This is a genomic window from Zoogloea sp. 1C4 (assembly GCF_009469605.1).
Lineage (GTDB): Bacteria > Pseudomonadota > Gammaproteobacteria > Burkholderiales > Rhodocyclaceae > Zoogloea > Zoogloea oryzae.
Window position 1 is genome coordinate 45,903 of the sequence record NZ_SSXU01000001.1, and the last position, 25,901, is coordinate 71,803.

12 protein-coding genes are annotated in these 25,901 nt (G+C 67.9%); 5 read left to right on the top strand and 7 right to left on the bottom strand.

Translation table 11 applies throughout. The features are described 5' to 3' along the window. Nucleotides 1-14 precede the first annotated feature (14 nt). Entirely contained in the window at nt 15-1,277 is a 1,263-nt protein-coding gene (gene lplT, locus GH681_RS00185) for a lysophospholipid transporter LplT (RefSeq protein ID WP_153159444.1), read from the top strand. A gap of 30 nt (nt 1,278-1,307) precedes the next feature. On the opposite strand, the gene GH681_RS00190 is transcribed toward lplT, so the two are convergent. From GH681_RS00190 to GH681_RS00200, 3 genes are read right to left on the bottom strand one after another with little or no spacing between them, the layout of a single operon-like run. Next, entirely contained in the window at nt 1,308-1,946 is a 639-nt protein-coding gene (locus GH681_RS00190; protein ID WP_153159445.1) for a response regulator transcription factor, read from the bottom strand. After that, entirely contained in the window at nt 1,946-2,446 is a 501-nt protein-coding gene (locus GH681_RS00195) for a hypothetical protein (protein WP_153159446.1), read from the bottom strand. Before GH681_RS00195 ends, GH681_RS00190 begins: the two co-directional genes overlap by 1 nt. A 46-nt stretch (nt 2,447-2,492) precedes the next feature. Continuing rightward, entirely contained in the window at nt 2,493-5,000 is a 2,508-nt protein-coding gene (locus GH681_RS00200) for a TonB-dependent receptor (protein WP_153159447.1), read from the bottom strand. Between the two features lie 142 nt (nt 5,001-5,142). Between GH681_RS00200 and GH681_RS00205 the strand changes: the two genes are divergently transcribed. The 4 genes from GH681_RS00205 to GH681_RS00220 all read left to right on the top strand — a co-directional run bounded on the left by GH681_RS00205 (nt 5,143) and on the right by GH681_RS00220 (nt 7,969). Further along, nucleotides 5,143-5,697 (top strand): tetratricopeptide repeat protein, encoded by a 555-nt coding sequence (locus GH681_RS00205; protein WP_153159448.1) that lies wholly within the window; start codon nt 5,143-5,145, stop codon nt 5,695-5,697. A 339-nt stretch (nt 5,698-6,036) separates the two neighbouring features. Continuing rightward, the gene (locus tag GH681_RS00210) at nt 6,037-6,813 is read left to right on the top strand and encodes an energy transducer TonB (protein WP_153159449.1); all 777 of its coding nucleotides are present in this window, start codon (nt 6,037-6,039) and stop codon (nt 6,811-6,813) included. 11 nt (nt 6,814-6,824) lie between these two features. Continuing rightward, the gene (locus tag GH681_RS00215; RefSeq protein WP_153159450.1) at nt 6,825-7,550 is read left to right on the top strand and encodes a MotA/TolQ/ExbB proton channel family protein; all 726 of its coding nucleotides are present in this window, start codon (nt 6,825-6,827) and stop codon (nt 7,548-7,550) included. Then, on the top strand, nt 7,550-7,969 hold the full coding sequence (locus tag GH681_RS00220) for a biopolymer transporter ExbD (protein ID WP_153159451.1): 420 nt from the start codon (nt 7,550-7,552) through the stop codon (nt 7,967-7,969). The genes GH681_RS00215 and GH681_RS00220 overlap by 1 nt, the downstream gene beginning before the upstream one ends. A gap of 90 nt (nt 7,970-8,059) precedes the next feature. Here the strand turns inward: GH681_RS00220 and GH681_RS00225 are convergent, their stop codons facing one another. Genes GH681_RS00225 through GH681_RS00240 form a run of 4 tightly spaced genes read right to left on the bottom strand, consistent with a single transcriptional unit; the run spans nt 8,060 to nt 25,901 of the window. Continuing rightward, a complete protein-coding gene (locus GH681_RS00225; protein WP_153159452.1) occupies nt 8,060-9,625 on the bottom strand; it encodes a diguanylate cyclase in 1,566 nt (521 codons plus the stop codon). Further along, nucleotides 9,622-22,995 (bottom strand): cadherin domain-containing protein, encoded by a 13,374-nt coding sequence (locus tag GH681_RS00230; protein ID WP_153159453.1) that lies wholly within the window; start codon nt 22,993-22,995, stop codon nt 9,622-9,624. The genes GH681_RS00225 and GH681_RS00230 overlap by 4 nt, the downstream gene beginning before the upstream one ends. Before the next feature lie 9 nt (nt 22,996-23,004). Next, nucleotides 23,005-23,895: an efflux RND transporter periplasmic adaptor subunit gene (locus GH681_RS00235; protein ID WP_194271088.1), complete on the bottom strand. Its 891-nt coding sequence runs from the start codon at nt 23,893-23,895 to the stop codon at nt 23,005-23,007. A gap of 59 nt (nt 23,896-23,954) precedes the next feature. Continuing rightward, a complete protein-coding gene (locus GH681_RS00240; protein WP_228111751.1) occupies nt 23,955-25,901 on the bottom strand; it encodes a preprotein translocase subunit SecA in 1,947 nt (648 codons plus the stop codon).

Consider the following 25,901-nt stretch of genomic DNA (forward strand, 5'->3'; position numbering starts at 1 on the left):
TTTCGTCGCCTGCGATGCCCTTCGGTTTCTACATGATCATGGCAGCGCAGTTCTTCTCTGCGCTGGCCGACAACGCCTTACTCATCGCCTCCATCTACGTGCTCCGCGAGATGGCGTCACCGCAAGAATACGAGCCGCTCCTCAAGCTCTTCTTCACCCTCTCCTACGTGCTGCTGGCCGCCTTCGTGGGCGCCTTCGCCGACTCCATGCCCAAGTGGAGGGTGATGCTCATCAGCAACGGGATCAAGATCGTGGGCTGCTCGCTGATGTTTGGCGGCATGCACCCGCTTGCTGCCTACGCGGTGGTCGGGCTGGGCGCCGCGGCGTACTCGCCAGCCAAGTACGGCATCCTCACCGAATACCTGCCCCCGCGGCTGCTGGTGGTGGCCAACGGCTGGATCGAGGGCCTGACGGTGGGCGCGATCATCCTCGGCACGCTGGTTGGCGGCATGCTCATCAAGCCGAATTTCTCCCAGACCTTGCTGGGCTTCGATCTGCCGCTCATCGACACCGGCATCGACACGGTGCCCGAGATGGCCCTGTGCATCGTCGGCATCCTCTACCTCATCGCCGCGCTGTTCAACCTCAAGGTGCCCGACACCGGGGTGGACCACAAGGTCCTCAAGAAGAATCCGGCCTACCTGATCCACGACTTCAACCATTGCCTGCGCCTGCTGTGGCGCGACAAGCTGGGCCAGATCTCCCTCGCCACCACCACCCTCTTCTGGGGTGCCGGCGCAACCCTCCAGTTCATCGTGATCAAGTGGGCCGAGCAGGCCCTGCACCTGGATCTTTCAAAGGCCTCGATGCTCCAGGGCGTGGTGGCCGTGGGCGTGGCGATCGGCGCGGCGATGGCCGCCAAGATGGTGACGATGCGTGCCTCGGTCAAGGTGATCCCCCTCGGCATCGCGATGGGCATCATCGTCAATGTGATGATCTTCGTCACCGACATGGGCGTGGCGATGGCGCTGATGGTGCTGATCGGCGGGCTCTCCGGCTTCTTCGTGGTGCCGATGAACGCCCTGCTCCAGCACCGCGGCCACATCCTGATGGGCGCAGGCCACTCCATCGCGGTGCAGAACTTCAACGAGAACCTGTCGATCCTGGTGATGACCGGCCTCTACGCGCTGCTGATCCGCCTCAACTTCTCGATCAACACGGTGGTGGTGGCCTTCGGGCTGTTCGTGGCGGGGATGATGTACCTGGTCAAGCGCCGCCACGAGGCCAACCAGCGGGAGTTCGACGCCGTCGCCACCCTCGACGAGAGCCTCCACTGAACCCTGCGCCGGGCGCCCGCCCGGCCGGGATTACTCGCTGCCGTCCAGCAGGCCGTGGGCGTCGGCGTGGCGGTACATCTCAAGCACACTCGACAGCCCGGTCTTCTGGCGGATCATGGTCTGGTAGTTGGCCACCGTCTTGGCGCTGAGGAAGAGCCTCGCGGCGATCTGCTCGACCGTCCGCCCCGCCGCCAGCAGCCTGAAGATCTCGAATTCCCGCGGTGACAGCCCGGCATGCACCGCCGCGCCATCGGCACCGGCCCGGGCCGCGGCCACATCCTCCGACAGCGGCCGCTCGCCCCGCGCCACCCGACGCACCGCGTCGATCAGCAGATCCGGTTCGCTGCTCTTGGTGAGATAACCATCGGCCCCGGCCTTGAGGGCCTGATCGACGATGGCCGGGTTGTCGTGCATCGAGAACACCAGCACCTTGGGCGAGGTCTCCCGGGCCTTGACCCGGGCCAGGGTTTCCAGCCCGCCGCGGCCGGGCATCGACAGATCCAGCACCAGCACGTCGGCGCTGTTGGCGGCAAACCAGGCGCAGGCCGAATCGCTGTCGCCGAAATCCGCCACCACTTCCATGTCGTCTTCCAGCTCCAGCAGGCGCCGGTAGCCGGTGCGCACGACCGCGTGATCGTCGGCCAGCACGACGCGCAGCTTGGCACCCATCACGCCCCCTCCGCGCCCAGCGGCAGGCGGGCGGAAAGCTGCAGGCCGGCGCCGTTGTCGGCCGACCAGCACAGATGGGGTGAATCCTGAAAATCGATAAGTACAGATACGCGGAGCGTCGGGCCGCCTGCGGACAGCGCAAGGGCCTGGCAGCTCAGCTGGCAAAGGGTTTCGAGCATGGTTCGGGACAACCGCAGCGTGGGCGGTTCTACATGGAGGACGGGCGGCGCGGTGACGCCGGGCACATCCTGCCAGTTTTCCAGCGCGGCGTGGAGCATTGGCAGCACAGCCGGGCGGGCATCGGCCGATTCGGCCGGCAGCTGGCGCTGAAGCACCCGCAGGCGCCGATCGATGGCGGCGCCCTGGGTTTCCACGTCGCGGGCGGCGGCCTGAAGATCCGCCTGCCCGCCACTCTTGCGCAGCAGGAAGGCGGCGTTGGCGCGCAGCGCGGTGAGCGCCTGCCCGATCTCCTCATACAGGCCGGCGAGGCCGATACTCACGGGACGACCCTCCGGGCACCGCCGGAGAGCAGCCGGGCGGGGGCGCTCACAGGCTGTAGCGCAGGCCGACCCAGAAGGTCCGCGGCGCACCCGGCGCGTAGAACGTGGAGCCGACCATCGGATATTCGCCGCCCACCGGCGCAAAGGGCCGGGCCAGAACGCCGCCACTCGACGAAAACGCCGTTGAACCGAGTTGCGCGCCGGTGGCGTACTCGCGGTCGAACAGGTTGTTGATCTGGCCGAAGACCTGCACGCCACGGCTTACGTCGTAGCGGGCGCCGAGGTTGGTCACGGCGTAGCCGCCGGAGCGGCCGGAGCCCATGTAGTAGGTGCCGTCGGGCTGGTGGCTGTTGTTCTCGTTGCCGCGGGCGTAGCTGCCGGAGACGGCGATGAGATCGGCGGTGAGGGCGAAGGCCGGCAGCACCTTCCAGTCGGCCGAGGCCTTGACCAGGTGGCGCGGGATCAGCGGGATGCGGTCGCCAGCGCGGATGTCGATGGTGCCTTCGAGGCCGGCGCCTTCGCTGTTGGTGCTGTTGCCGGCACCGCCGACCACCTCGGCGCTGCGGTAGGTGGCGTCCAGGAAGGTGTAGTTGAGGGCCAGGCTGACCGGCCCGACGACGGTGCTTGCGCCCGCCTCGACGCCCTGGCGGCGGGTCTTGCCGAAGTTCTTGAAGTAGCCGTAGCCCAGCGCGTCGTCGGCCACGAAGAGGATGTCATCCTGGTTCTCGGCGCGGAACAGGCCGAGGTTCCAGCGGGTCTTCGAATCCACCGCGCCGCGCAGGCCGAATTCCCAGGTCTTGGTGACCACCTGCTTGAGCGGCGGATCGCCGGCCATGGCGTTGGGCAGCTTGCAGGGGTTGTCGGGGTTGGCGCAGCCCAGCTCGATGGCGGTGGGCGTGCGGCTGCCTTCGCTGTAGCCGGCGTAGGCGCTCCACGCCTTCGACGGCGTGTAGGTGATGCCGGCCGCCGGGTTGAAGCGGCTGAAGCTATGGTTGCCGTCCAGCGAATCGGCACCGCCGCCCGGGTTGAGCAGATCGCGGTTCTTCACCTGGGTGCGGTTGTAGCGGCCCGACAGGGTGGCGTGCCAGCGGTCGGTGATCGACAGGGTGTCGGTGGCAAAGAGGCTCCAGGTGCGGGTGCGGCCACTGAGATTGACGCGCGAATCCAGGGCCGTCTCGCCGACACCGGCGCTCTGGGAGCCGTCAGCCCAGGCATCCACCGGGGTCACGCTGCGGTCGAGGTTGATGTAGCCGTACTGGCCGCTCTGCTGGAAGCGCAGGTTGCTGTGGTCGTAGGCGGCGCCGGCGATGAACAGGTTCTTGCGGCCGTCGAACATGCCTGAATGGCTGAGCTGGCCCGACAGGCCGAAGTTTTCCTGGTCGGTGCGGGTGCGGTTGATGAGGCCGGTGCACTTCTCGTTAGGCTCGTCGGCCAGCAGCGCATTGGCGATGCAGCGCCAGTACGGGAAAGGCGTGTTCGAGGCGTTGGCGCCGCTGGTGGGGAAGCCGCTGTAGCCGGCGGCAGTGAGCGCGGCCCGCTCGGTGGCGCTGGGCTGATAGACCGACTGGTCGAGGGCGCCTTCGTTCACGTCACCGTTGGTGGTGGCGGTGTTGATCTTGCGGTAGTACACGTTGCCCGACAGCATCAGCGCATCATTCAGGCTGTGGCGGCCGGTGAGGTTGAGGAAGATCGAGCGGTTCTGGGTGATGTCCGGCTGGGTGTAGATGCTGCTGTAGTCCTGCTCCAGCAGGCGTTTTTCCTGCAGGCCGTTACCGTTGAGCTTGTTGTCGGCGTAGGCGATGGAGAGGTCGAGATCGGTGCGGGCGTCCTGCCAGCCCACTTTGCCGAAGAGCTGGCGCACATCCGACGGCGAGTTGGTGCGCCAGCCGCTATCCCGGTAGAGGTTGCCGGCGAAGAACCACTCCAGCCCGTTGTCGTCGTTGAAGCCGCCGTGGGTAAACTCAAGCGATCGGCGGCTGTTACTACCGCTGGTGAGCTGCACCGTCGAGCCCGGATGGGTGCGGCCTTCCTTGGTCTGGATCGCCAGCGCGCCGCCCAGGGTGTTGAGGCCGAACAGCGGGTTGGAGCCCGGCATCAGGTTCATCGAGGCGATTGCCGCCTTCGGGATCAGATCCCAGCTCACCACGTCGCCGAAGGGCTGGTTGATGCGCACGCCGTCGAAATAAACCGACATGCCCTGGGGCGTGCCCAGCAGCGGAGACGCCGTGTAGCCCCGGTAGTTCACGTCCATCTGGAACGGGTTGCCCTGGGTTTCATTCACATGCACGCCAGACAGACGGCGGTTCATGTAGGCGGCAACGTCGCTTGCCCCGCTGGCGTTGATCTCCCGCGCCGTGACGGTCTGCACCGGCGCGGCGATCAGCGGCAGCGGCAGTTCAAGCCCCGGCAGCGGGGTCTGGCCGATCACCGTGACTTCCGGCGTGACGACGGTGGCCGGTTCGTCGGCCGCACCCGCGCAGAGGGGAAAACCGGCGGCGATGGCGAGCGCCAGGGGCGTAAGGGCAGGAAATCGGGATGTGGCGGGGCGAAGCATGGATGAAAGTCTCCGTTATAGGCGTTTTCCGCCAGACTACGCACCCGCCTCACCCCACGCCATGGGAAAAATTCCCGAGCTTTCCCGGCGCCCTTCCCGGCCGGTATCATCGGCCCCCTTTCCTCTTCCTGCCGCACCCGCCATGACCGACACCCCGACCATCCTCGCCCGCCGCGACATCGCCGATTCGCTTCTGATGGAAGGCCGCCTCGACGAAGCGCTGGTCATCCTCACCGACGAGATCCTGCCCCACTTCACCGAGACCGGCGAGGCGCGCGAGAAGGCCATCACCCAGGGCCGCATCGCCGACGTGCTGTTTGCCCAGGGCCGGCTCGACGACGCCATGGCGCTGCACACCGAGCGCCTGCCGGCGGTCACCGAGCTGGGCGACGACGAGGGCATCGCCCACGTGCTGTTCTCGATGGCCAACATCCGCCTCGCCCGGGGCGAGCACGAAAGCGGCAACCTCCAGCAGATCTACGAGGAACTCGCCCAGGCCTTCCAGCTGAGCTGCCAGCACGGCCAGCCCGACGCCATCGGCGGCATCGGCATGCTGCTGGTGCAGGTGCTGGCCATGGGCGGCCTGCGCGACGACGCCATGGACACCCTCAACGTGGTCGAAGAAGCCTTCACCACCCTGCGCGACGTGGACAGCCTCGCCCGCGTGCGCGAACTGCGCGGCATGCTCGAAGGCTGATCGTCCGGCAACTTCTCCCGGCGCGGCGCCGCCATCCGGCACCGTTCCGTCGTTTCAAGCGCCTCTCCGGGAGGGCCGTCGCCCTGGCGGCCTGCCGGAGGTCGATCGTCACTCCGGCCAACCCGAAGCCCACCACCCCGGCCTGACGCCCGCGAATCCGCAGCAGGTTTCCCCGCATGCAGCGACGACTTGACGCTGCCCACCTGCAACACTAAAATAGAAATCATTCTCATTTGCATTTCACAAACACCCAGCTTGTGACATGCAAAACCCAGCCAGCCAGCGCAGCCACCCGGCCATGACGCGAGCCAGCCAGGAACCATCCGACTGGAGATCGACATGACTGCCGCCCCCCTGGCGACGCCGCCGGCCGACCCGCCTGAGCATCCGGGCCTGCCTGCGCCCTTTCTGGCCCTGCCCCGCCCGCTGCCACCGTCCACCCTGCGCCGCAACAGCGCGGGCGTCGGGCTTGCCGTGCTTCTCCACGGCGGATTGCTGGCCGCGCTCACCGTCGCCGTCAGCCAGTTCAAGCCTCCCGTCACGCCGCCCCAGACGAGCATCACCGTCAACATCGCGACGCCCGAGGTGCCGACCCCCAGACCTCAGACGCAGCCCCAGCCCAAACCCCAGCCCCGGCTGAAGGAACCCGTCCCGCCCAGACCCGAGCAGAAACCCGCCCCCCAGGCCCGCGCCGCCGACAAGCCGGTGATCACCTCGGCCCCGGTTGCCAGCAATCCGGCCGAGACCAGCGCCGCCGCAGCGCCCGCGGCACCGCCTTCTCCGCCGGCTCCGGCCGCCGCGGCTGCCCCCGCGCCGGTGGCCGTGGTGCCGCCGCGCTTCGACGCCGCCTACCTCTCCAACCCGCTGCCGCCCTACCCCAGCGCCGCCAAGCGCATGGGCGAGGAAGGCCGCGTGCTGCTGCGCGTGCAGGTGGGCGCCGACGGCAAGCCCACCGACGTCACCGTCATCAAGAGCTGTGGCTTCCCGCGGCTTGACGAAAGCGCCCGCGACACCGTGCTGCGCAGCTGGCGCTTTGTGCCCGCCCGCCAGGGCGACCAGTCCGTGGCAGGCGCAGTCAAGGTGCCCATCGACTTCACTTTAACTTCCGCCTCCTGAAAGGAACCTCCATGAACGAATCCACCTTCAGCCTGGCCCACATCTGGGCCCAGGGCGACGGCGTCTCCCACACCGTGGCCGTGATGCTGGTCATCATGTCCCTGGCGTCCTGGTCGGTGATCATCGTCAAGGCCTGGCAGCTGTTTGCCCTGCGCCGCATGAGCGGTGGCGCCAAGGCCTTCTGGCACGCCACCAGCTTCGAGGCCGGCATGGCCGCCCTCACGCCCCACGCCGCCGACAACCCCTTCCACGACCTCGCCCACCGGGGCACCGAGGCCGTCAGCCACCACACCAGCCACAGGGACGAACTCCACGGCGTGCTGGGCCTCAACGACTGGCTCACCAGCACCCTGCGCCAGTCCATCGACGACACCACCGGCCGGCTCCAGGCGGGCCTGTCGATCCTCGCCTCGGTGGGCAGCACGGCCCCGTTCATCGGGCTGTTCGGCACGGTGTGGGGCATCTACCACGCGCTGGTGGGCATCGGCGCCGCCGGTCAGGCAACGCTCGATCAGGTCGCCGGCCCGGTGGGCGAATCCCTGGTGATGACTGCCGGCGGCCTGGCCGTGGCGATCCCGGCGGTCCTGGGCTACAACGCCCTGGTACGCGGCAACAAGGAGATCCTGGCCCGCCTCAAGCACTTCGCCCATGATCTGCACGCCTACCTCGTCACCGGCGGCCGGGTGCGCAAGACCAGCGCCAACCTGCACCCGCTGCCCGCCCGCAAGGAGGCATGATGAACTTCGGAAGCAGCGATTTCGACGACGACGGCGAGGTGATGTCGGAGATCAACATGACGCCCCTGGTGGACGTGATGCTGGTGCTCCTGATCATCTTCATCATCACCGTGCCCGTCATCAACCACGCGGTGAAGCTCGACCTGCCCAAGGCCAGCAGCCAGCCGGAGCAGATCAAGCCCGAGAAGGTTCAGGTGTCGATCAAGGCCGACGGCAGCCTCAGCTGGAACGGTGAGACGGTGGCCGCCGAGGCCCTCGAACCCCGCCTCGCCGCCGCCGCGACCCGCGAGCCCCAGCCGGAGATCCATCTGCAGGTGGATCGCCAGGCCCAGTACGACCACGTGGCGCAACTGCTCTCAGCCGCCAGCCGCCACGGGCTGGGCAAGGTGGCGTTCGTGACGGACCCTGGCGCGAAGTGAAATCCGCCAGATGAAACAATCAAGGCCGGATTGTTGCTGAAATTGCAACAATCCGGCCTTGTGTTTTTCCGGGCCAGCGCCGCGTAGCCGTCAGTGGTGCGCCAGCTCGGGCACCTCGGCATCGCCACCCACCGAACGTTCGCCCGCCCACAGCGACACCCGGTTACGGCCGGTCTGCTTGGATTGATACAGCGCATTGTCGGCCTGGTCGATGAGCTCGGCCGGATCTTTCGCGCCGTTGCGGATCGACGCCACGCCAAAGCTCGACGTGATGCGGATGCCCGGGATGTCGCGCACCGCCGCTCCGGCATTGGTCTCGATGGCCAGCCGCAGTCGCTCGGCCACCTCGACGGCCTGCTCGGGAGTTGCGCCGGGCAGCATGATGCAGAACTCCTCGCCGCCGTAGCGGCACAGCATGTCCACCTCGCGCAGATCGGTGCCTAGGCACTTGGCCACCGACTTGATCACCTGATCGCCCACCGCGTGGCCGTAGCGGTCGTTGAAGGACTTGAAGTGGTCGATGTCGCTCATGATGCAGCACACCTCCTCGCCTTCCGCCTTGAGCTGATCGTAAAGCGGATCGGCCGCGCCGAAGAAGGCCCGGCGGTTGAGGCAGCCGGTCATCGGGTCGCGGGTGGCGAGGCGGTGGAGCTCCTCGTTCTGGCGGCGGATCTCTTCCTTCGAGGCTTCGAGATCCACCAGCGTGCCCAGCAGCTGGTCGTTGATCCGGTGCAGCATGGTCACGTCCGAGAAGTTGACCAGGCAGCCCCGCAGCCGGCCATGACCGTCGAGAATGGGCGAGCAGCCGACGATGGCGCGCAGGGGTTCTTCCTCGCCCGGACGGGCCAGCTCAAGGGTCTGGTCGCCGGAGTTGCTGCGACGCTCCATCGCCGTCACCCACGGGTAGGGGTGCTCCGGCGTCACGTGAAAGCCCTCGACAAGCCAGGTCAGCTCCGTCACCGCGCGGCCGGTCATGTCTTCCTGGGCACTCGGGTGAAAGTGGCGGAAGGCCTTGTTGGCCAGCACCACGCGCCCCTGCTTGTCGAGCACCAGCACGCCTTCGGCCAGGGTGTCGAAGGCGGTGCGCACCCGGTCGGGGATCGCCTTGGCCGGATCGAGGTATTCGAGCACCCGGCGCAGATAGAGGTAAAAGGCCAGAAATCCGCCGAGAGAGATGGTCAGCATCGCCACCACGGTGGGATAGGTGGCCCATTCTCCGAAGGTTTCCGGCAGCACAGGCTTGAAGGCCAGCTCCACCTCGCCCCACGGCTTGTTGTCGGCCAGCACCGGCACCCGCACCTGGGTGAGGGTGGACGAGCCGTCCTCGGGCGGATGCCACCAGGTGCCGTGCTCGCCAGCCAAGGCGATGATCACGCCGCCCTGCTGGCGTACCGCCAGGGAGCGCACCTCGGTGTTGCGCTGGATCACGCTGTCGAGGGTGCTCTGGAGCGTCCGGGTGTCGCCGGACTGAAGCAGCGTGGCGGCCTGCACCGCGAGGCTCTCGCTGATCTGCTGACGCACCTGACGGGCCAGCGCGGTGCGGTCGGGGATCAGCCCGAAGGCCAGATCGGCCGCCATCAGCAGCGACACCAGCAGCGCCACGAGGCCCAGCGAGATGCGGGCCACCGGATTGAGGGTGGGAAAGTGGAGTCTCACCCGCGGAAGCCTCCGCCGCCCTGTTCGCCAAACACGTCTTCGGCGCCTTCTTCGTCTCGTGTCATCTCGTCATCCATCAGTTCGCCCCAGTCGCCCTCCTCGTCGTCCTGCGGACCGAGCACCGGCAGCGGATCGAGGCTGCGCCACGCTGGCGCGGCCATCAACAGGCTGGCGATCAGCCCACCGGCCCGGCTGGCCCACCACACGGCACCCACCGAGAGGGCGATCCCGGAGAGCTCCACGGCATTGAGCACGACACGCACGTCGGCGTAGGCATCATCCCCCAGCTGCGGCACGCCGGCCTTTTCTGCAGTGGCCTGACGGGCCGCCGCCGAACCGGCGCTGCCCTGCGCAGCCGTGTTGGCGCCAAGCAGGAACTCCATCAGCGGCCCTTCGGTACCGGCGCCAAGGGTCAGGGTGACCTGGGCGCCGCCAAACTTCACAAGGCTGTTTTCGGCAGAAAAACGCCGCACATGAGGTTCGCTGCCTTCGCCGCCTGCTGCGGTCCGGACGACGACCACGCCCGCCTCGCCGCCCAGCTCCGCCGCGGCGTCTGCCCGGCTGACCACAGGTGCGGCCGGCGCCGCCGGCTTGGTGGCATCCGGGGTCTTGGGGGTGGTGGTAGGCGTAGTGGTGGGCACCGTCACGGACGGCGGCACGACCACCGCGGGGGGTTCCGTCCCGCCCGATCCGCCCGGTGGCACCAACACGCTGGTGCTGGAATAGCCCACGCTGGCCGCCATCGGCGCGCCGTCCGCCAGGCCATCGGTGGGATGCAGGGTGACGACCGGCAGATCCACGATGCTTTCATGGACGAACACCACGTTGCCGGCCGCCAGCGCGGCGTAGCTGAACTGGCCGATTGCCACGCCGGGCGCCGACACCAGTTCGAAGTGGCCGTGGCGCGCCGAATCCACGATGAAGACCACGTCGCCCGTGGCCGAATCCACATCCGCCGCCGACACGGCATCGGCCTTGAGCACCGTGCTGCCGCCCTGGATGAGCTGCAGATCGGCGCGGACCATCGTCGGCGCGTCATTCACCGGCCGCACCACCAGGCTCACGGCAACCGGCGCGCTCTCCGCGCGGCCATCGACGGCGCGGTAGATGAAGCCATCGGCGCCAGACCAGTTGGCGTCCGGCGTGTAGATGAAGCTGCCGTCGGCGGCCAGCGTCAGGCTGCCGTGGGCCGGGCCGCTGACCAGCCGGGCCAACAGCGGATCGCCGTCGATGTCCGAATCATTGGCCAGCACACCGGCGCCGGGGACCACCAGCGGCGTGTCCTCGTCGAGGGTGTAGCCCTCGCCCACAGCCACCGGCGCGTCATTCACCGGGCTGACGTCGATGGCCAGGGTGTGGCTGCCGGCTTCGGTATCGACACCGCCGTCGAAGCGGCCACCGTCGTCCCGGACCCGGAATTCGATAGCCGCGTAGTCCGCGCCGTTCTCATCCGCAGCTGCCGCAAAACGCAGCCGGCCAGCGGCGATGTCGGCCGCGGTGATCCACTGCCCGTCGGCCACCGCGGCGCCATCAAGCGTGAGGCTTCCGCGCACCGGGCCGGCGACGATCTGCACCGCTGCCAGCGCATTGGCCGGCGCATCCAGCGGATCGGCAAACCCGAAATCGGCCAGCGCAAAGACATGCGTCGCATCCTCGGCAAGGCTGATCCGACCATCGCTGCCCGTGGGCATCTCGTTGCGGTTGGTCACGCTGACCGCCAGCACCATCGTCACGCTGCGCGTGCCGTCGGATGCCTGGACGGTGATGTCGTAGGTGTTGTCGGCACCGGCGTCGGTCGGGGCTTCGAAGTCCGGGGCGGTGACGAAGCTCAGGGCGCCGGTGGTGCTGTTGATCGAGAACTTCGCGGCGTCGGCGCCGCCGACAATGCTGTAGCTCAGCGTCTGGGCCGGCAGATCGGCGTCGGTGGCCGTGACCGTGAGCACTGCGGTGCTGTTCTCGGCCACACTGGCCGTGGAGCTGCTGGTGATCGCCGGGGTGTTGTCGTTCACCGGCGTCACCGTGACGGCAATCGCCTGGGTGCTCGTCAGCGTGCCGTCACTTACCTGCACGGTCACGTCGTAGGTGTTGTCGGCGCCGGCGTCGGTCGGGGCTTCGTAGTCCGGAGCGGTAACGAAGCTCAGGGCGCCGGTGGTGCTGTTGATCGAGAACTTCGCGGCGTCGGCGCCGCCGACGATGCTGTAGCTCAGCGTCTGGGCCGGCAGGTCGGCGTCGGTGGCGGTGACCGTCATCACGGCCGAGGTGTTCTCGGTGACGCTGGCGGTCGCGCTGCTGGTGATCGCGGGGGTGTTGTCGTTCACCGGCGTTACCGTCACTGCAATGGCTTGGGTGCTGCTCAGCGTACCGTCGGAAACCTGCACGGTCACGTCGTAGACGTTGTTGCCACCCGCGTCGGTGGGCGACTCGTAGTTCTGCGCGGTGACGAAGCTCAACGCACCGGTGCTGGCGTTGATGGAGAACTTGGCCGCGTCCGCCCCGGCGACGATGCTGTAGCTCAGCGTCTGGGCTGGCAGGTCGGCGTCCGTCGCGGTGACCGTCATTACGGCCGTGGTGTTTTCGGCGACGCTGGCGGTCGCGCTGCTGGTGATCGCAGGGGTGTTGTCGTTCACAGGGGTGACGGCTACCGCAATCGCCTGGGTATCCGTCAGGAAGCCGTCGCTGACCTGAACAGTGACGTCGTAGACATTGTTGCCGCCCGCGTCGGTCGGGGCTTCGTAGTCCGGAGCGGTGACAAAGCTCAACGCACCGGTGCTGGCGTTGATGGAGAACTTGGCCGCATCGGCGCCGCCGACGATGGCGTAGCTGAGGGTCTGGGCCGGCAGGTCGGCGTCGGTGGCCGTCACGGTCATTACGGCCGTGGTGTTCTCTGCGACGCTGGCCGTCGCGCTGCTGGTGATCGCCGGGGTGTTGTCGTTCACCGGGGTGACGGCCACGGCGATGGCCTGGGTACTGGTCAGCGTGCCGTCGCTCACCTGAACCGTGACGTCGTAGATATTGTTGCCGCCCGCGTCGGTGGGCGACTCGTAGTTCTGCGCGGTGACGAAGCTCAGGGCCCCAGTGGTGCTGTTGATGGCGAACTTGGCCGCATCCGCGCCTCCGACAATCGAATAGCTGAGGGTCTGGGCCGGCAGGTCGGCATCGGTGGCCGTCACGGTCATCACGGCCGTGCTGTTCTCGGCGACGTTCGCACCGGCGCTGCTGGTGATCGCCGGGGTGTTGTCGTTCACCGGGGTGACGGCTACCGCAATCGCCTGGGTATCCGTCAGGAAGCCGTCGCTGACCTGCACAGTGACGTCGTAGACATTGTTGCCGCCCGCGTCGGTCGGGGCTTCGTAGTCCGGAGCAGTGACAAAGCTCAACGCACCGGTGCTGGCGTTGATGGAGAACTTGGCCGCATCGGCGCCGCCGACAATCGAATAGCTGAGGGTCTGGGCCGGCAGGTCAGCGTCAGTGCCGGTGACCGTCATCACCGCGGTGCTGTTCTCGGCGACGCTCGCGATGGCGCTGCTGGTGATCGCGGGGGTGTTGTCGTTCACCGGCGTCACCGTCACTGCAATGGCTTGGGTGCTGCTCAGAGTACCGTCGGAGACCTGCACGGTCACGTCGTAGACGTTGTTGCCGCCGGCATCGGTGGGCGACTCGTAGTTCGGCGCGGTGACGAAGCTCAGGGCGCCGGTGCTGGCGTTGACGGAGAACTTGGCGGCGTCGGCGCCGCCGACAATGCTGTAGCTCAGCGTCTGGGCCGGCAGGTCGGCATCGGTGGCCGTCACGGTCATCACGGCCGTGCTGTTCTCGGCGACGCTCGCACTGGCACCGCTGGTGATCGCGGGGGTGTTGTCGTTCACCGGCGTCACCGTCACTGCGATGGCCTGGGTGCTGGTCAGGCTGCCGTCGCTCACCTGAACCGTGACGTCGTAGACATTGTTGCCGCCCGCGTCGGTGGGCAACTCGTGATCGGGCGCGGTGACGAAGCTCAGGGCGCCCGTACTGCTGTTGATCGAGAACTTGGCCGCATCCGCCCCGCCGACGATGCTGTACGTCAGCGTCTGGGCCGGCAGGTCGGCGTCCGTCGCCGTGATGGTGAGCACCGCGGTGCTGTTCTCTGCGACGCTGGCGGTCGCGCTGCTGGTAATCGCCGGAGTGTTGTCGTTCACCGGGGTGACCGTCACGGCGATGGCCTGGGTACTGCTCAGCGTGCCGTCGCTCACCTGCACGGTGACGTCGTAGACGTTGTCGGCACCACTGTCGATGGGTGCTTCGTAGTCAGGCGCGGTGACAAAGCTCAGCGCGCCGGTCGAGGCGTTGATGGTTAACTTGGCCGCGTCCGCACCACCGACGATGCTGTACGTCAGCGTCTGAGCCGGGAGGTCGGCATCGGTGGCGGTCACGGTGAGCACCGCGGTGATGTTCTCGGCGACGTTGGCCGTGGCGCTGCTGGTGATCAGCGGCGTGTTGTCGTTCACCGGCGTCACCGTGACGGCGATGGCCTGGGTACTCGTCAGCGTGCCGTCGCTCACCTGAACAGTGACATCGTAGACATTGGTGCCGCCCGCGTCGGTCGGGGCTTCGAAGTCCGGGGCGGTGACGAAGCTCAGGGCCCCGGTGCTGGCATTGATGGAGAACCTGGCGGCGTCGGCGCCGCCGACGATCGAATAGCTGAGGGTCTGGGCCGGCAGGTCGGCGTCCGTCGCGGTGACCGTGAGCACCGCGGTGGTGTTCTCGGCGACGCTGGCCGTCGCGCTGCTGGTGATCGCCGGGGTGTTCTCGTTCACCGGCGTCACCGTGACGGCGATGGCCTGGGTACTCGTCAGCGTGCCGTCGCTCACCTGAACCGTGACGTCGTAGACGTTGTTGCCGCCCGCGTCGGTGGGCACTTCGAAGTCAGGCGCGGTGACGAAGCTCAGGGCACCGGTCGAGGCGTTGATCGAGAACTTGGCGGCGTCGGCGCCGCCGACAATCGAAAAGCTGACGGTCTGGGCTGGCAGGTCGGCGTCGGTTGCGGTGACCGTCATCACGGCCGAGGTGTTCTCTGCGACGCTGGCCGTCGCGCTGCTGGTGATCGCGGGGGTGTTGTCGTTCACCGGGGTGACAGTGACCGCAATCGCCTGGGTGCTGGTCAGCGCGCCGTCGGAAACCTGCACGGTGACGTCGTAGACGTTGTTGCCGCCACTGTCAGTGGGCGCTTCGTAGTCCGGAGCGGTGACAAAGCTCAACGCGCCGGTGCTGGCGTTGATGGAGAACTTGGCGGCGTCGGCGCCGCCGACGATGCTGTAGCTGAGGGTCTGGGCCGGCAGATCGGCGTCGGTCGCGGTGACCGACATCACGGCCGTGGTGTTCTCGGCGACGCTGGCCGTGGCGCTGCTGGTGATCGCCGGAGTGTTGTCGTTCACCGGCGTCACCGTGACGGCGATGGCCTGGGTACTCGTCAGCGTGCCGTCGCTCACCTGAACCGTGACGTCGTAGACATTGTTGCCACCCGCGTCGGTGGGCGACTCGTAGTTCTGCGCGATGACGAAGCTCAGCGCGCCGGTGCTGGCGTTGATGGAGAACTTGGCGGCGTCCGCACCACCGACAATGCTGTAGCTGAGGGTCTGGGCAGGCAGGTCGGCATCGGTGGCCGTCACGGTCATTACAGCCGTGGTGTTCTCTGCGACGCTGGCCGTGGCGCTGCTGGTGATCGCGGGCGTGTTGTCGTTCACCGGGGTGACGGTGACCGCAATCGCCTGGGTGCTGGTCAGCGCGCCGTCGGAAACCTGGACGGTGACGTCGTAGATATTGTCGGCACCGGCGTCGGTCGGGGCTTCGAAGTCCGGGGCGGTGACGAAGCTCAGGGCCCCGGTGGTGCTGTTGATCGAGAACTTGGCGGCGTCGGCGCCGCCGACGATCGAATAGCTGAGGGTCTGGGCCGGCAGGTCGGCGTCCGTCGCGGTGACCGTGAGCACCGCGGTGGTGTTCTCGGCGACGCTGGCCGTGGCGCTGCTGGTGATCGTCGGGGTGTTGTCGTTCACCGGCGTCACCGTGATGGCGATGGCCTGGGTGCTCGTCAGGCTGCCGTCACTCACCTGAACCGTGACGTCATAGACGTTGTTGCCGCCCGCGTCGGTGGGCGATTCGTAATCGGGCGCGGTGACGAAGCTCAGGGCCCCGGTGGTGCTGTTGATCGAGAACTTGGCGGCGTCGGCGCCGCCGACGATGCTGTAGCTCAGCGTCTGGGCCGGCAGGTCGGCATCGGTGGCCGTCACGGTCATCACGGCCGTGCTGTTCTCGGCGACGCTGGCCGTGGCGCTGCTGGTGATCGCGGGGGTGTTGTCGTTCACCGGGGTGACGGTGACCGCAATCGCCTGGGTGCTGGTCAGCGCGCCGTCGGAAACCTGGACGGTGACGTCGTAGATATTGTCGGCACCGGCGTCGGTCGGGGCTTCGAAGTCCGGGGCGGTGACGAAGCTCAGGGCGCCGGTGCTGGCGTTGATGGTGAACTTGGCGGAGTCGGCGCCGCCGACGATGCTGTACGTCAGCGTCTGGGCCGGCAGGTCGGCATCCGTCGCCGTAACGGTGAGCACTGCGGTGCTGTTCTCTGCGACGCTGGCCGTGGCGCTGCTGGTGATCGCGGGGGTGTTGTCGTTCACCGGCGTCACCGTCACTGCAATGGCTTGGGTGCTGCTCAGCGTACCGTCGGAAACCTGGACGGTGACGTCATAGACGTTGTTACCGCCACTGTCAGTGGGCGCTTCGTAGTCCGGAGCGGTGACAAAGCTCAACGCGCCGGTGCTGGCGTTGATGGAGAACTTGGCGGCGTCGGCGCCGCCGACAATGCTGTAGCTCAGCGTCTGGGCGGGCAGATCGGCGTCGGTCGCGGTGACCGACATCACGGCCGTGGTGTTCTCGGCGACGCTGGCCGTGGCGCTGCTGGTGATCGCCGGAGTGTTGTCGTTCACCGGTCTCACCGTCACCGCAATCGCCTGGGTATCCGTCAGGAAGCCGTCGCTGACCTGGACGGTGACGTCGTAGACGTTGTTGCCGCCCGCGTCGGTGGGCGATTCGTAGTTCGGCGCGGCGAGGAAACTCAGCGCGCCGGTGGTGCTATTGATGGAGAACTTCGCCGCATCGACCCCACCCGAGATCGAATACACCGGCGTGCCGCCATCCACGTCGGACGAGGTGACCGTCATCACCGCCGTGGTGTTCTCGGCCACGCTGGCGCTGGCGCTGCTGGTGATCACCGGCGGGTCGTTCACCGCGGTGATGTTGATGGTGCTGGTGCCGGTGGCGGTCTTCGCCCCGCCGGTACCCTGCCCGCCCGTGTTGCCGTCGCTGAAAGTCCAGCCGAGGGTGACGCTGGCCGGCGGCGCGTCGGACGAGTTGGCGTAGGCGATGGCGCTCATCACCTCGTTGATCCGCACCTGGGTGGCCGAGGCGTTGAAGGTGAGGAGCAGCGTGCCGGACGAGTTGGTCGTCACGGTGCCGACATTCACGCCCGACAGCAGCAGGCTGCCGCCCTGGGTGAGCGCGCCCAGGTTGCCCGATGCGGAGAACACGTCCTGGGCGTTGGCGCCGCCGCTGCGGGCGAGCGTGAGGGTGGCACCGGCGTAGCTGTCGGCGGCGTAGAGCTCGGCGTCGAAGATGCGCACGCTCGAATCGATCACCACCGCGCTGGCGTTCTCGGTGTAGCTGACGCTGCCGCCGAGGCTGGTGGTGGCGGGGTTCGAGCGGGTGTCGAACTGGCCGTCTGTGGAGAAGCGGACGAGCAGCACGTCGTCGGTGGTGGTGTTGCTGTAGCCGGTGGCGACCACCCGCCCGTCGGCAGCGATCGCCGCCGAGTACAGGAAACTGTTGGTGCCCAGGTGGGCGGTGAGCTTGCCGTCGCCGCTGAAGCTGGTGTCGAGGCTGCCATCGCTCAGCAGGCGCGCCGCGGCCAGGTCGGACGACATGGCACCGCCGACCATCACGATCCTGCCGTCAGACTGCAGCGCGGTGGACCACGACGCATCGTAACCGCCGAAATCCACGGTCGTGATCCCGTCGCCGCCGCCAAACCCGGTGTCGATGGCACCGGCGCTGGTGTAGCGGACCACCGCGAAATCATTGTCGGAGCCGTTGTTGGAATAGCCGCCGACAACGATCTTGCCGTCCGACTGCACGGCCACCGACTGGGCGATGTCGAAGCTGGCGCCGATGGCCGTGGTGACGATGCCGTCGCCGCCACCGAAGCTGGTGTCGAGGCTGCCATCGGTGTTGTAGCGCACCACGCCGAAATCCAGCGTCGCGCCGACGGTGGCGCTGCCGCTCTGGACGAGCTTGCCGTCCGACTGGAGCGCCAGGCCATAGCCGGTATCGGTGCCCCCGGCGATGTCCACGGTGGCCTTGCCATCACCGCTGAAGCTGGTGTCGAGGCTGCCATCGGCCAGATAGCGCACGACGGCAAAGTCGCTGGCCGACGTGCCACCGAGGACGATCCTGCCGTCGGTCTGGACGACCATGCTCCAGGCCTCGTCGGCCGTGCTGCTGCCGATGTCGGTGGTGACGATGCCGTCGCCGCCGCCAAAGGTGGTGTCGAGGCTGCCGTCGGCCAGGTAGCGCACCAGCGCGAAATCCCGATGCAGGCCGTTCTGGGTGAAGCCGGCGACGAGTATCCGGCCGTCCGACTGCACCGCCACCGCGTGGGCTTCGTCGTCGCCGCTGCCGATGGCCGTGGTGACGATGCCGTCGCCACCGCCGAAGCTGGTATCGAGGGTGCCATCCACGTTGTAGCGCATCAGCAGGAAATCGAGGTTGCTGCCGTTGCTCGAGTAGCCGGCGACCAGCATCTTGCCGTCAGGCTGGATCGTGGTCGCGTAGCCGCGGTCAGCCGCGGCGCCCGGCGCGGCGGTCACGCTGAAGTCGGCGGCGTTGAAGCTGGGTGCATCATCCACCGATGCAACCGAGATGTTGCGGGTGGCGGCGGTGCTCGTGCCCAACCCGTCGGTCACGGTGAACGACACGGTGCGCGTGGCCGTGCCGGGCTGCTCCGACGTATTGACGTAGGTGATGCTGCGCAGCGCGGCCTGGTAGCTGGCCACCGTGGCACTGCCGCTGAGGGTGAGCACGCCGGTGGTGCCGTTCCAGCTGCCGGTGATGCCCGACTGGTCGGTGAAGGCCAGGGTGTCCTGGCCGGCGTTGAAGCCGCTGGAGATTCTGACGGTGGCGCCGCTGAGGTTGGGGCTGTCGGAATCGGTCACCGTCAGGGCGCTGTCCACCACGGTGGCGGCGGCGTTCTCGGTGTAGGCAAGGGTACTGCCGGTGGTGGTGACGACCGGGAGCTGGTTGGCCGCCACCGTCACGTCGGCGGCAAATTCGGAGGTGTCGGTGAAGCTGGAATAGGTCGCGTTGCTCTTGGTGGCGGTGGCCGACACATATTCGCCCGCGGCCACGGTTGCCGTGAGGATGGTGTTGAAGCTGGCGTTGCCCGAGCCGTTGGTCGCCACATTCACGTAGCCCAGGTAGCGCTGGCCTTCGCCATAGCCCGAGCTGTCCTTGGCGGCATTGGCGAAGAACTCGATCCGGTAGTAACTGCTGGCCGAACTGCCCAGCGTGCCGACGACGGCCAGCTGGCTGCTGCCGTCGGTGCGCGCGGTGGAGATCACCGGATAGTTCTGCAGGCTATTGGGGCCGGTGTCGGCGTCGCCCGCGTCGTTGGCGGTGACGCCGTCATTCTTCAGGTCGATCGCCAGATTGGCGTTGTTGTAGAAGGTGTTGCCCAGCAGCGAGAAGCTGACGCTGGAGGTGTCGGTGTAGATGCCACCCGTGGGGTTGTTGAAGATCTTGTTGCCGGCGCCGGCCGCGGTGCCGCCGATCGTCACGCCGGTGACGGACATGCCCACCCAGACCCCGCCCATGACGTTGCCCAGCGACAGGCTGCCCGAGTAATCGGTGCCGATGTAGTTACCCTGGATCAGGGTGCCGCTGGCCGTGCCGCCGATCTCGATGCCCTGGCGGTCGTTACCCGAGATGATGTTGCGCTCGGCCGCCGTCGTGCCGCCCACCCGGTTGTTGGCACCGCCGTAAACGTCGGCACCATCGTTACCGTTTCCCCTGGCGAGGGTGCCGGTGGCATCGGTACCGATGTAGTTGCCGATGACCACGTTGTTCGAGCCATACAGCGCGACGCCGGCATTGACGTTGTTCGACAGCACGTTGCGCGCCGCAGCGGTGGTGCCGCCGATGGTGTTGCCCGACGACGCCACATAGACGCCGAAGTTGCTCATCGTCGGCACGGCCGTGGTGCCGTCGGCGTCCAGGCCGACGATGTTGCCCTCGATGAGGTTGTTGTCGGCGCCCGCCATGAGGTACAGGCCAAAACCGTTACCGCTGTTGAAGCTGTTGATGGCGAGCCCGCGGATCGTCGAGCCGCCCGCCCCCGCGCCGAGCACGAGGCCATGCACCCCGGAGCCCGTGAGGCTGCCGTCGATCTCGACCACCGGCCGGCCGACCACGTAGTCGGGCTCGGTGGTGCCGTCGATGATCACCGCACCGGTAAGGGTAGGCAGCGCCGTGGTGGGCTTGATGGTGTGGGTGCCGCTCACCAGCGCATCGGCGATATTGAAGCTGATGGTGTCGGTGCCGGCGGTGGTGTTGGCGGCGATGATCGCTTCGCGGAGCGAGATCTTGCCGTCGGTGCCCTTGCTGGCGTTGAGCTGCTCGGCAGTGAAGCTGCTGCCAAGGCCGGTGTCGTTGGTGTCGGCCGTGGTGGTGACCACCAGCGCGCTCGACACGTCGGTCACCGTCACCGCGATCGCCTGATTGGCGGTACCGCCAGCGCCGTCGCTCACCTGCACTGTAACGTTGTAGACGTTGTTGGCGTCCGAATCGGTGGGCGCTTCGTAGTCGGGCGCGGAGACGAAGCTGAGGGCACCGGTGCTGCTGTTGATGGTGAACTTCGCCGCGTCGGCCCCGCCCGAGATCGAATACACCGGCGTGCCGCCATCCACGTCGGACGAGGTGACCGTCATCACCGCCGTGGTGTTCTCGGCCACGCTGGCGCTGGCCGCGCTGGTGACGGTCGGCGCGTCGTTGACGGCCGTCACCGCCATCGACACCACCGCCGGCGCGCTGGTCATGCCGGTGCCGTCCGAAACGGTCAGGCTGATGGTACGGGTTGCAGTGCTGGGGTTTTCGCTGGTGTTGCGGTAGGTGACGTTGCGCACCAGCGCCTGCACGGCGGCCACCGAGGCGTTGCTGTTGAAGGTGACGGTGAGCGGCGTGCTGCCATTGCCAAAGCTGCCGCTGTAGGTGCCGATGGTGGTGCCACCGTAGGTCACGTTGGTGCCTGACAGGCCGATCTGCCCGACACCCGTACCCTGATTGCGGATGCCCAGTTCGTCACTGGCCGTGCCGTTGGCGGTGATCTGGTAGATCAGCTGGCCACCGGTGAAGGTGGTGGTGTCCGCATCGGTCACGGTGGCGCCGGCGTCGTAGATCACCCCCGCGTTCTCCACGTAGGTGCCGCTGTAGCCGGTCAGCGTCAGGACGGGCGCCACCGCGTACTGGTAGCGCTGCATGAAGACGCCGTCGGTGTCGCCGGGGCCGTTGCCGTGCCACACCACAACCAGATGCCCCTTCTCGTCGGCCGCAATGCTCGGTACGTCCTGGTAGTCGGTGGTGGTGGTATTGACCCGCGTCTCGGCAGTCAGCGCGGTGCCGGACGAATCGTACTGGCGCATGTACACGCCGTCGAGGCTGCCGTCCTGGGCGTAGCTCTGCCACACCGCAACAAACCCGCCTCCGGCCAGCATGGTCACAACCGGGTTCTGCTGCTGGTTGGTGGTGGTGGTGTTGATCCGGAACTCGCCGCCCTGGGCCGCGCCGCTGCTGTTGTAGCGCTGGCCGTAGATGCCGTTGCCGCTGCCGTCCTGATTGCTCTCCCAGACGACCACGAAGTTGCCGGTGCTGTCCATCGCCACCACCGGCAGATCCTGGTTGCTGGTGGTGTAGGTGCTCACATGGAATTCACTGCCCTGCACCACCCCGCTGCTGTTGTACCGCTTGGCGTAGATGCCTTCGTTGTCGCCGTCCTGGCCAAAGCTCTGCCAGGCGATCACGAAATTGCCCGCGGCGTCCATGGCGACACTGGGCTCGGTCTGACTCTCGGTCGTGTAGGTATTGACCAGGAATTCCGAGCCCTGGGCCACGCCGCTGCTGTTGTAGCGCTGGGCGTAGACGCCGTTGGTGTTGACCAGATCCTGGCTCCAGCTCTGCCAGGCGACCACGAAGTTGCCGTTGGCGTCCATCGCCACCGAGGCTTCGATCTGGTCGTTGGTGGTGGTGGTATTGACCCGGAACTCGCTGCCCTGGGCCACCCCGCTGCTGTTGTAGCGCTGGGCATAGATGCCGTAGCGGCTGCCGTCCTGGCTGTTGCTCTCCCACACCACCACGAAGTTTCCATTGGCGTCCATCGCCACCGTTGGGTTGCGCTGGTTGTCAGCGGTGTAGGTGTTGACGTGGAACTGCGCGCCCTGGGCCACGCCGCTGGCGTTGTAGCGCTGACCGTAGATGCCGATGCCGGTGTCGGTGGCGCCCGAGCCGTCCATCCAGATCACGACGTAGTTGCCGTTGGCGTCCATCGCCACCGTCTTGGCCGACCAGTTATTGTTCTGGGTGCCGGTAACGCTGGTATTGACCCTTGTCTCCGATCCCTGGGCAGTGAGCGCCAGCACGCCGGTCCATTCGGCCTGAAGGTTCGCCGACGCAAACGGTGTCGCCTCAATCGCGCCGGTGCGCACTTCCAGATCCCAGTCGCCGCCAAGGAGCGCGCTGCCGGTCGGATCATCGCTGGCCGCCACATCTGCGCCGGTGAGCTGGGCCAGGGTTGCCACGAGGGACTGCCCGGCCTCGCCGTCGCCCACGTCACAGCCGTAGAGCAGCAGATCAGCGTCGGCCGACAGCGCATCGCCCCAGCCGGCGATCTCGCCCGCCCGCTGGAACACCGATTCAGCATCCAGCTCGCTGGCGCCCAACTGGGCAACGCCACTGGCACCGTGGCCGATCACATGCACCGCCGAGACATCGCTGCGCCCGGCAAGCATCTCCCCGATCACGCTGATGCCGTCCTGGTCGCTGTCGACCACCACCACCTCGATGGGCCGCCCCGCCTGCTGTTGGGCCGATAGATCATCGAGCAGCTGCTGGACGTCCGGCACCCGGGCATCGACGAAGACCAACTCGGTACCGCCCTGCTGGATCGCCGTAGTGCCGTCACCCGGATGGGCCGAGCCCGCCAGCACCGCCGCAACAATCCCCGCCGGCCCGGGATCGGCCGAGTAGAGGATGCGCGATTCGAAAGTCTCGATCAGCGCACGGCGGATGCGACGGCTGTTCATGAACGTCTTTTAGCGCCGGTTTTTTTCCTTGAAGGAAGTGAGGCTCGAATCCATGCGCATGCCGCCCACGAGGCGGGCCCCGGCGGCGGCGATGGGCGTCTGGGGCGATGTCTCGCCGAAGGTGATCCGGCAGCGCAGGCCGGCCGGCAGGGTGTTGCCGGGGTTGGGCAGCGCAAGACGCACCCGGAAGGTGTTGCTGGCCGCATCCACCACGCGGTCCACCAGCGTCACGGACGCATCCACCGGCCCCGCATTGGGCAGATCCGGCTTCACGCTGGCCACCTCGCCCACCCGGATGGTGCCGAAGCGGGCCACCGGCACGATCACCTCGATGCGCAGCGGATCGATCTTCGCCACCTTAAAGATCGGCTTCTCCTCGACCCGCTCGCCCAGCGAGAGATAGCGCTCGACCACCACGCCATCGAAGGGGCTGCGGATCGTCCGCAGGCCCACCTGGGCCTCGGCCACGCCGACTTCACGACTCCACACCCGCAGCTGTTCGCGGGTCTGCAGCACCTTCTGCTCGGCTACCTGGAAATCGGCCCGGGCCTGGTCGAGGGCCTGCTGAGCCACGTAGTTCCTTGCCACCAGATCCTCGGCCCGGCGCATCTTCTGGCGGGCCAGGTCACGGCTGGCTTCGGCGCTGTGCAGGTCGGCCTCGGTGGCGGCGCGCGACCGGGCGACTTCGGCGGTGGCCCGTTCGACGTCATTGCGCAGCACGGCCAGCACCTGGCCCTTGCGCACCACGTCGCCACGCTCGGCACGCAGGCTGTCGAGCACGCCGATGACGGCGCTCCCCAGATCGGCCACCTTGTCGGGTTCGATCAGGCAGCCGAGGGTTCCCGATGAAGCTGCGCCTGCGGTTCCACCGGCCCCTTGCGGACCGGCGGCCGCAGCCATTCCGGCCATTCCGGCCAGCCCCCAGCACGCGCAGCTCAACATCCATTTCTTCATTGTCGTCATTCCCCGGGGCCGCCAAACGACAGCCCCCGCTCCCACTCCCGATCCGCCTGCAACAAAGCCCATCGCGCCCGCCGCTCCTGGCCGGCCTGACGCCACTGGTACCAGCCCAGCAACGCCCGCAGCAGCCGCGGCCCGACCTTCACTGCACCGTCCGCCGCCATGCCGTACCGGCGCGACAGCAGGCCCAGCAGCGGCACCTCTGCCACCCGGGCCACATCCAGGCTGATCCACGTCTCCACACTGCCCGGGTCGCCCTGGCGGGCACATCGCCCTTCCAGCTGCCGGTCGATCCGGCGCGACGCATTGAACTGGCAGCACATCACGTGAAGCCCCCCCGCCGCCGCGACACCGGCCGCCAGCGGAATATCCGTCCCCCGCCCTGCCATGTTGGTGGCCACCGTCACCTGCCCTGGCTCCCCGGCCCGGGCCACGATGGCGGCCTCGTCGGCGTCGAAGCGGGCGTTCAGCACCGTGTGCTCAACCCCTGCTGCAGCAAGGCTGGCCGACAGGGATTCCGACTCGGCCACGGACGAGGTGCCCACCAGCACCGGGCGCCCCGTCTGCCGGATCTCGGCGACCCGACGGGCGACGGCGTCCCACAAAGCGTGTCTTGCCCCGTATAAACGGCCCGGAAACGATTTTCTTGAGGCCGGAAGGCGTGACGGAATGCACACGACATCCAGTCCGTACACCTCCCGCAACTCGCCGCGCGCCTCGCGCAGCGTGCCGCTCATGCCGCACAGCCGGTGGTAGCGGGGAAAGAATCGCTGGAAGGTGATCTGGGCCAGGGTTTCGGTGGCGGGCGACGGCCGGCAGCCCTCTTTCAGCTCCACCAGCCCGTGCAGCCCGCGCGACCACACCCGGCCCGGCGCGGCGCGGCCGGTGATCTCGTCGATGATCTCCACCTGCCCGTCGCGCACCAGGTAATGCACGTCGCGGCGATACACGTGGCGCGCCGCCAGGGCCAGGGCCACCACCTCCTCGCGCAGCCTGCGGGAGCGCCAGCGCCCGCCCAGGGCCGCCACCCGGCCTGCCAGACGCAGCCGGCCGGCATCGGTGAGGCGCGCCTGCATCGCCGGCGCATCCACGCGGAAGTCGACGCCCGAAACCAGCTCGCCGGCCAGCGACCAGGCCTGCCAGAAGAAGGCCCGCGCCCCGCTGTCGCGCACCTGGCGGGAGAGGATCAGCGGCATCATCGCCTCGTCGATCAGCAGGCTGTCGGCCTCATCGACAACCGCCATGCACAGGCCGCGCAGCAGCGGCTGGACGGTGTCGCCGCCAAGGGCCGCCACCCGACGCTGCAGATCGCCCCGGGCGTGGCCCCTGCGCTGCCCGTCGCGCAGATAATCGAAGACCAGCTCCCGCGCCGTCACGTAGCACACCGGCGCAGCGTAAGACGTGCGGCGCCGGGCCTCGCTCATCTCGCCGGTGACGAAATCCACCCGCAGCCCGAGCCTGGCGTAGAAGGGCGCGAGGTTGGTCGCGTCCCGCTCCACCAGATAATCGTTGGCGGTGAGCACGTGCACCGGCATCCCGGCCAGGGCGCCGACGGCGGCGGTGAGCGCGGCGGAAAGCGTCTTGCCCTCGCCGGTGGCCATCTCGGCCAGACGGTTGTCGAGCATCACCAGGGCCGCGTGGAGCTGGGTATCGTAAGCCTCCATGCCCAGGCTGCGCCGGGCCGCGTCCACGGCCGCCGCGAGGGCTTCGGTCAGCGCGTCGCCCGCCAGCCCGTCCCGCCCGAGGCGGCCCTGCACCGTCCGCAGACGGGCGGCGAAGGCAGCTTCGTCGAGCATCCGCCAGCCCGCCAGCGCCGCACGCACGGCGGTGAGCTGCCGGCGGTATCCGGCCCGCTGCCACGGCCAGCTGCGCCGGGGCGGCTCCCGGCGTTCCGGATAAGCGCCCCACACCAGCCCCGGCAGGGGCGCACGCAGGTCGAGCGGCAT

Bases quoted from the DNA above. Each gene is read 5' to 3' on its own strand.
- GH681_RS00205 (WP_153159448.1), top strand. From the start codon at position 5,143: ATGACCGACACCCCGACCATCCTCGCCCGCCGCGACATCGCCGATTCG.
- GH681_RS00220 (WP_153159451.1), top strand. From the start codon at position 7,550: ATGAACTTCGGAAGCAGCGATTTCGACGACGACGGCGAGGTGATGTCG.
- GH681_RS00240 (WP_228111751.1), bottom strand. From the start codon at position 25,901: ATGCCGCTCGACCTGCGTGCGCCCCTGCCGGGGCTGGTGTGGGGCGCT.
- GH681_RS00210 (WP_153159449.1), top strand. From the start codon at position 6,037: ATGACTGCCGCCCCCCTGGCGACGCCGCCGGCCGACCCGCCTGAGCAT.
- GH681_RS00215 (WP_153159450.1), top strand. From the start codon at position 6,825: ATGAACGAATCCACCTTCAGCCTGGCCCACATCTGGGCCCAGGGCGAC.
- GH681_RS00235 (WP_194271088.1), bottom strand. From the start codon at position 23,895: ATGGCTGCGGCCGCCGGTCCGCAAGGGGCCGGTGGAACCGCAGGCGCA.
- lplT (WP_153159444.1), top strand. From the start codon at position 15: ATGCCCTTCGGTTTCTACATGATCATGGCAGCGCAGTTCTTCTCTGCG.
- GH681_RS00190 (WP_153159445.1), bottom strand. From the start codon at position 1,946: ATGGGTGCCAAGCTGCGCGTCGTGCTGGCCGACGATCACGCGGTCGTG.
- GH681_RS00200 (WP_153159447.1), bottom strand. From the start codon at position 5,000: ATGCTTCGCCCCGCCACATCCCGATTTCCTGCCCTTACGCCCCTGGCG.
- GH681_RS00230 (WP_153159453.1), bottom strand. From the start codon at position 22,995: ATGAACAGCCGTCGCATCCGCCGTGCGCTGATCGAGACTTTCGAATCG.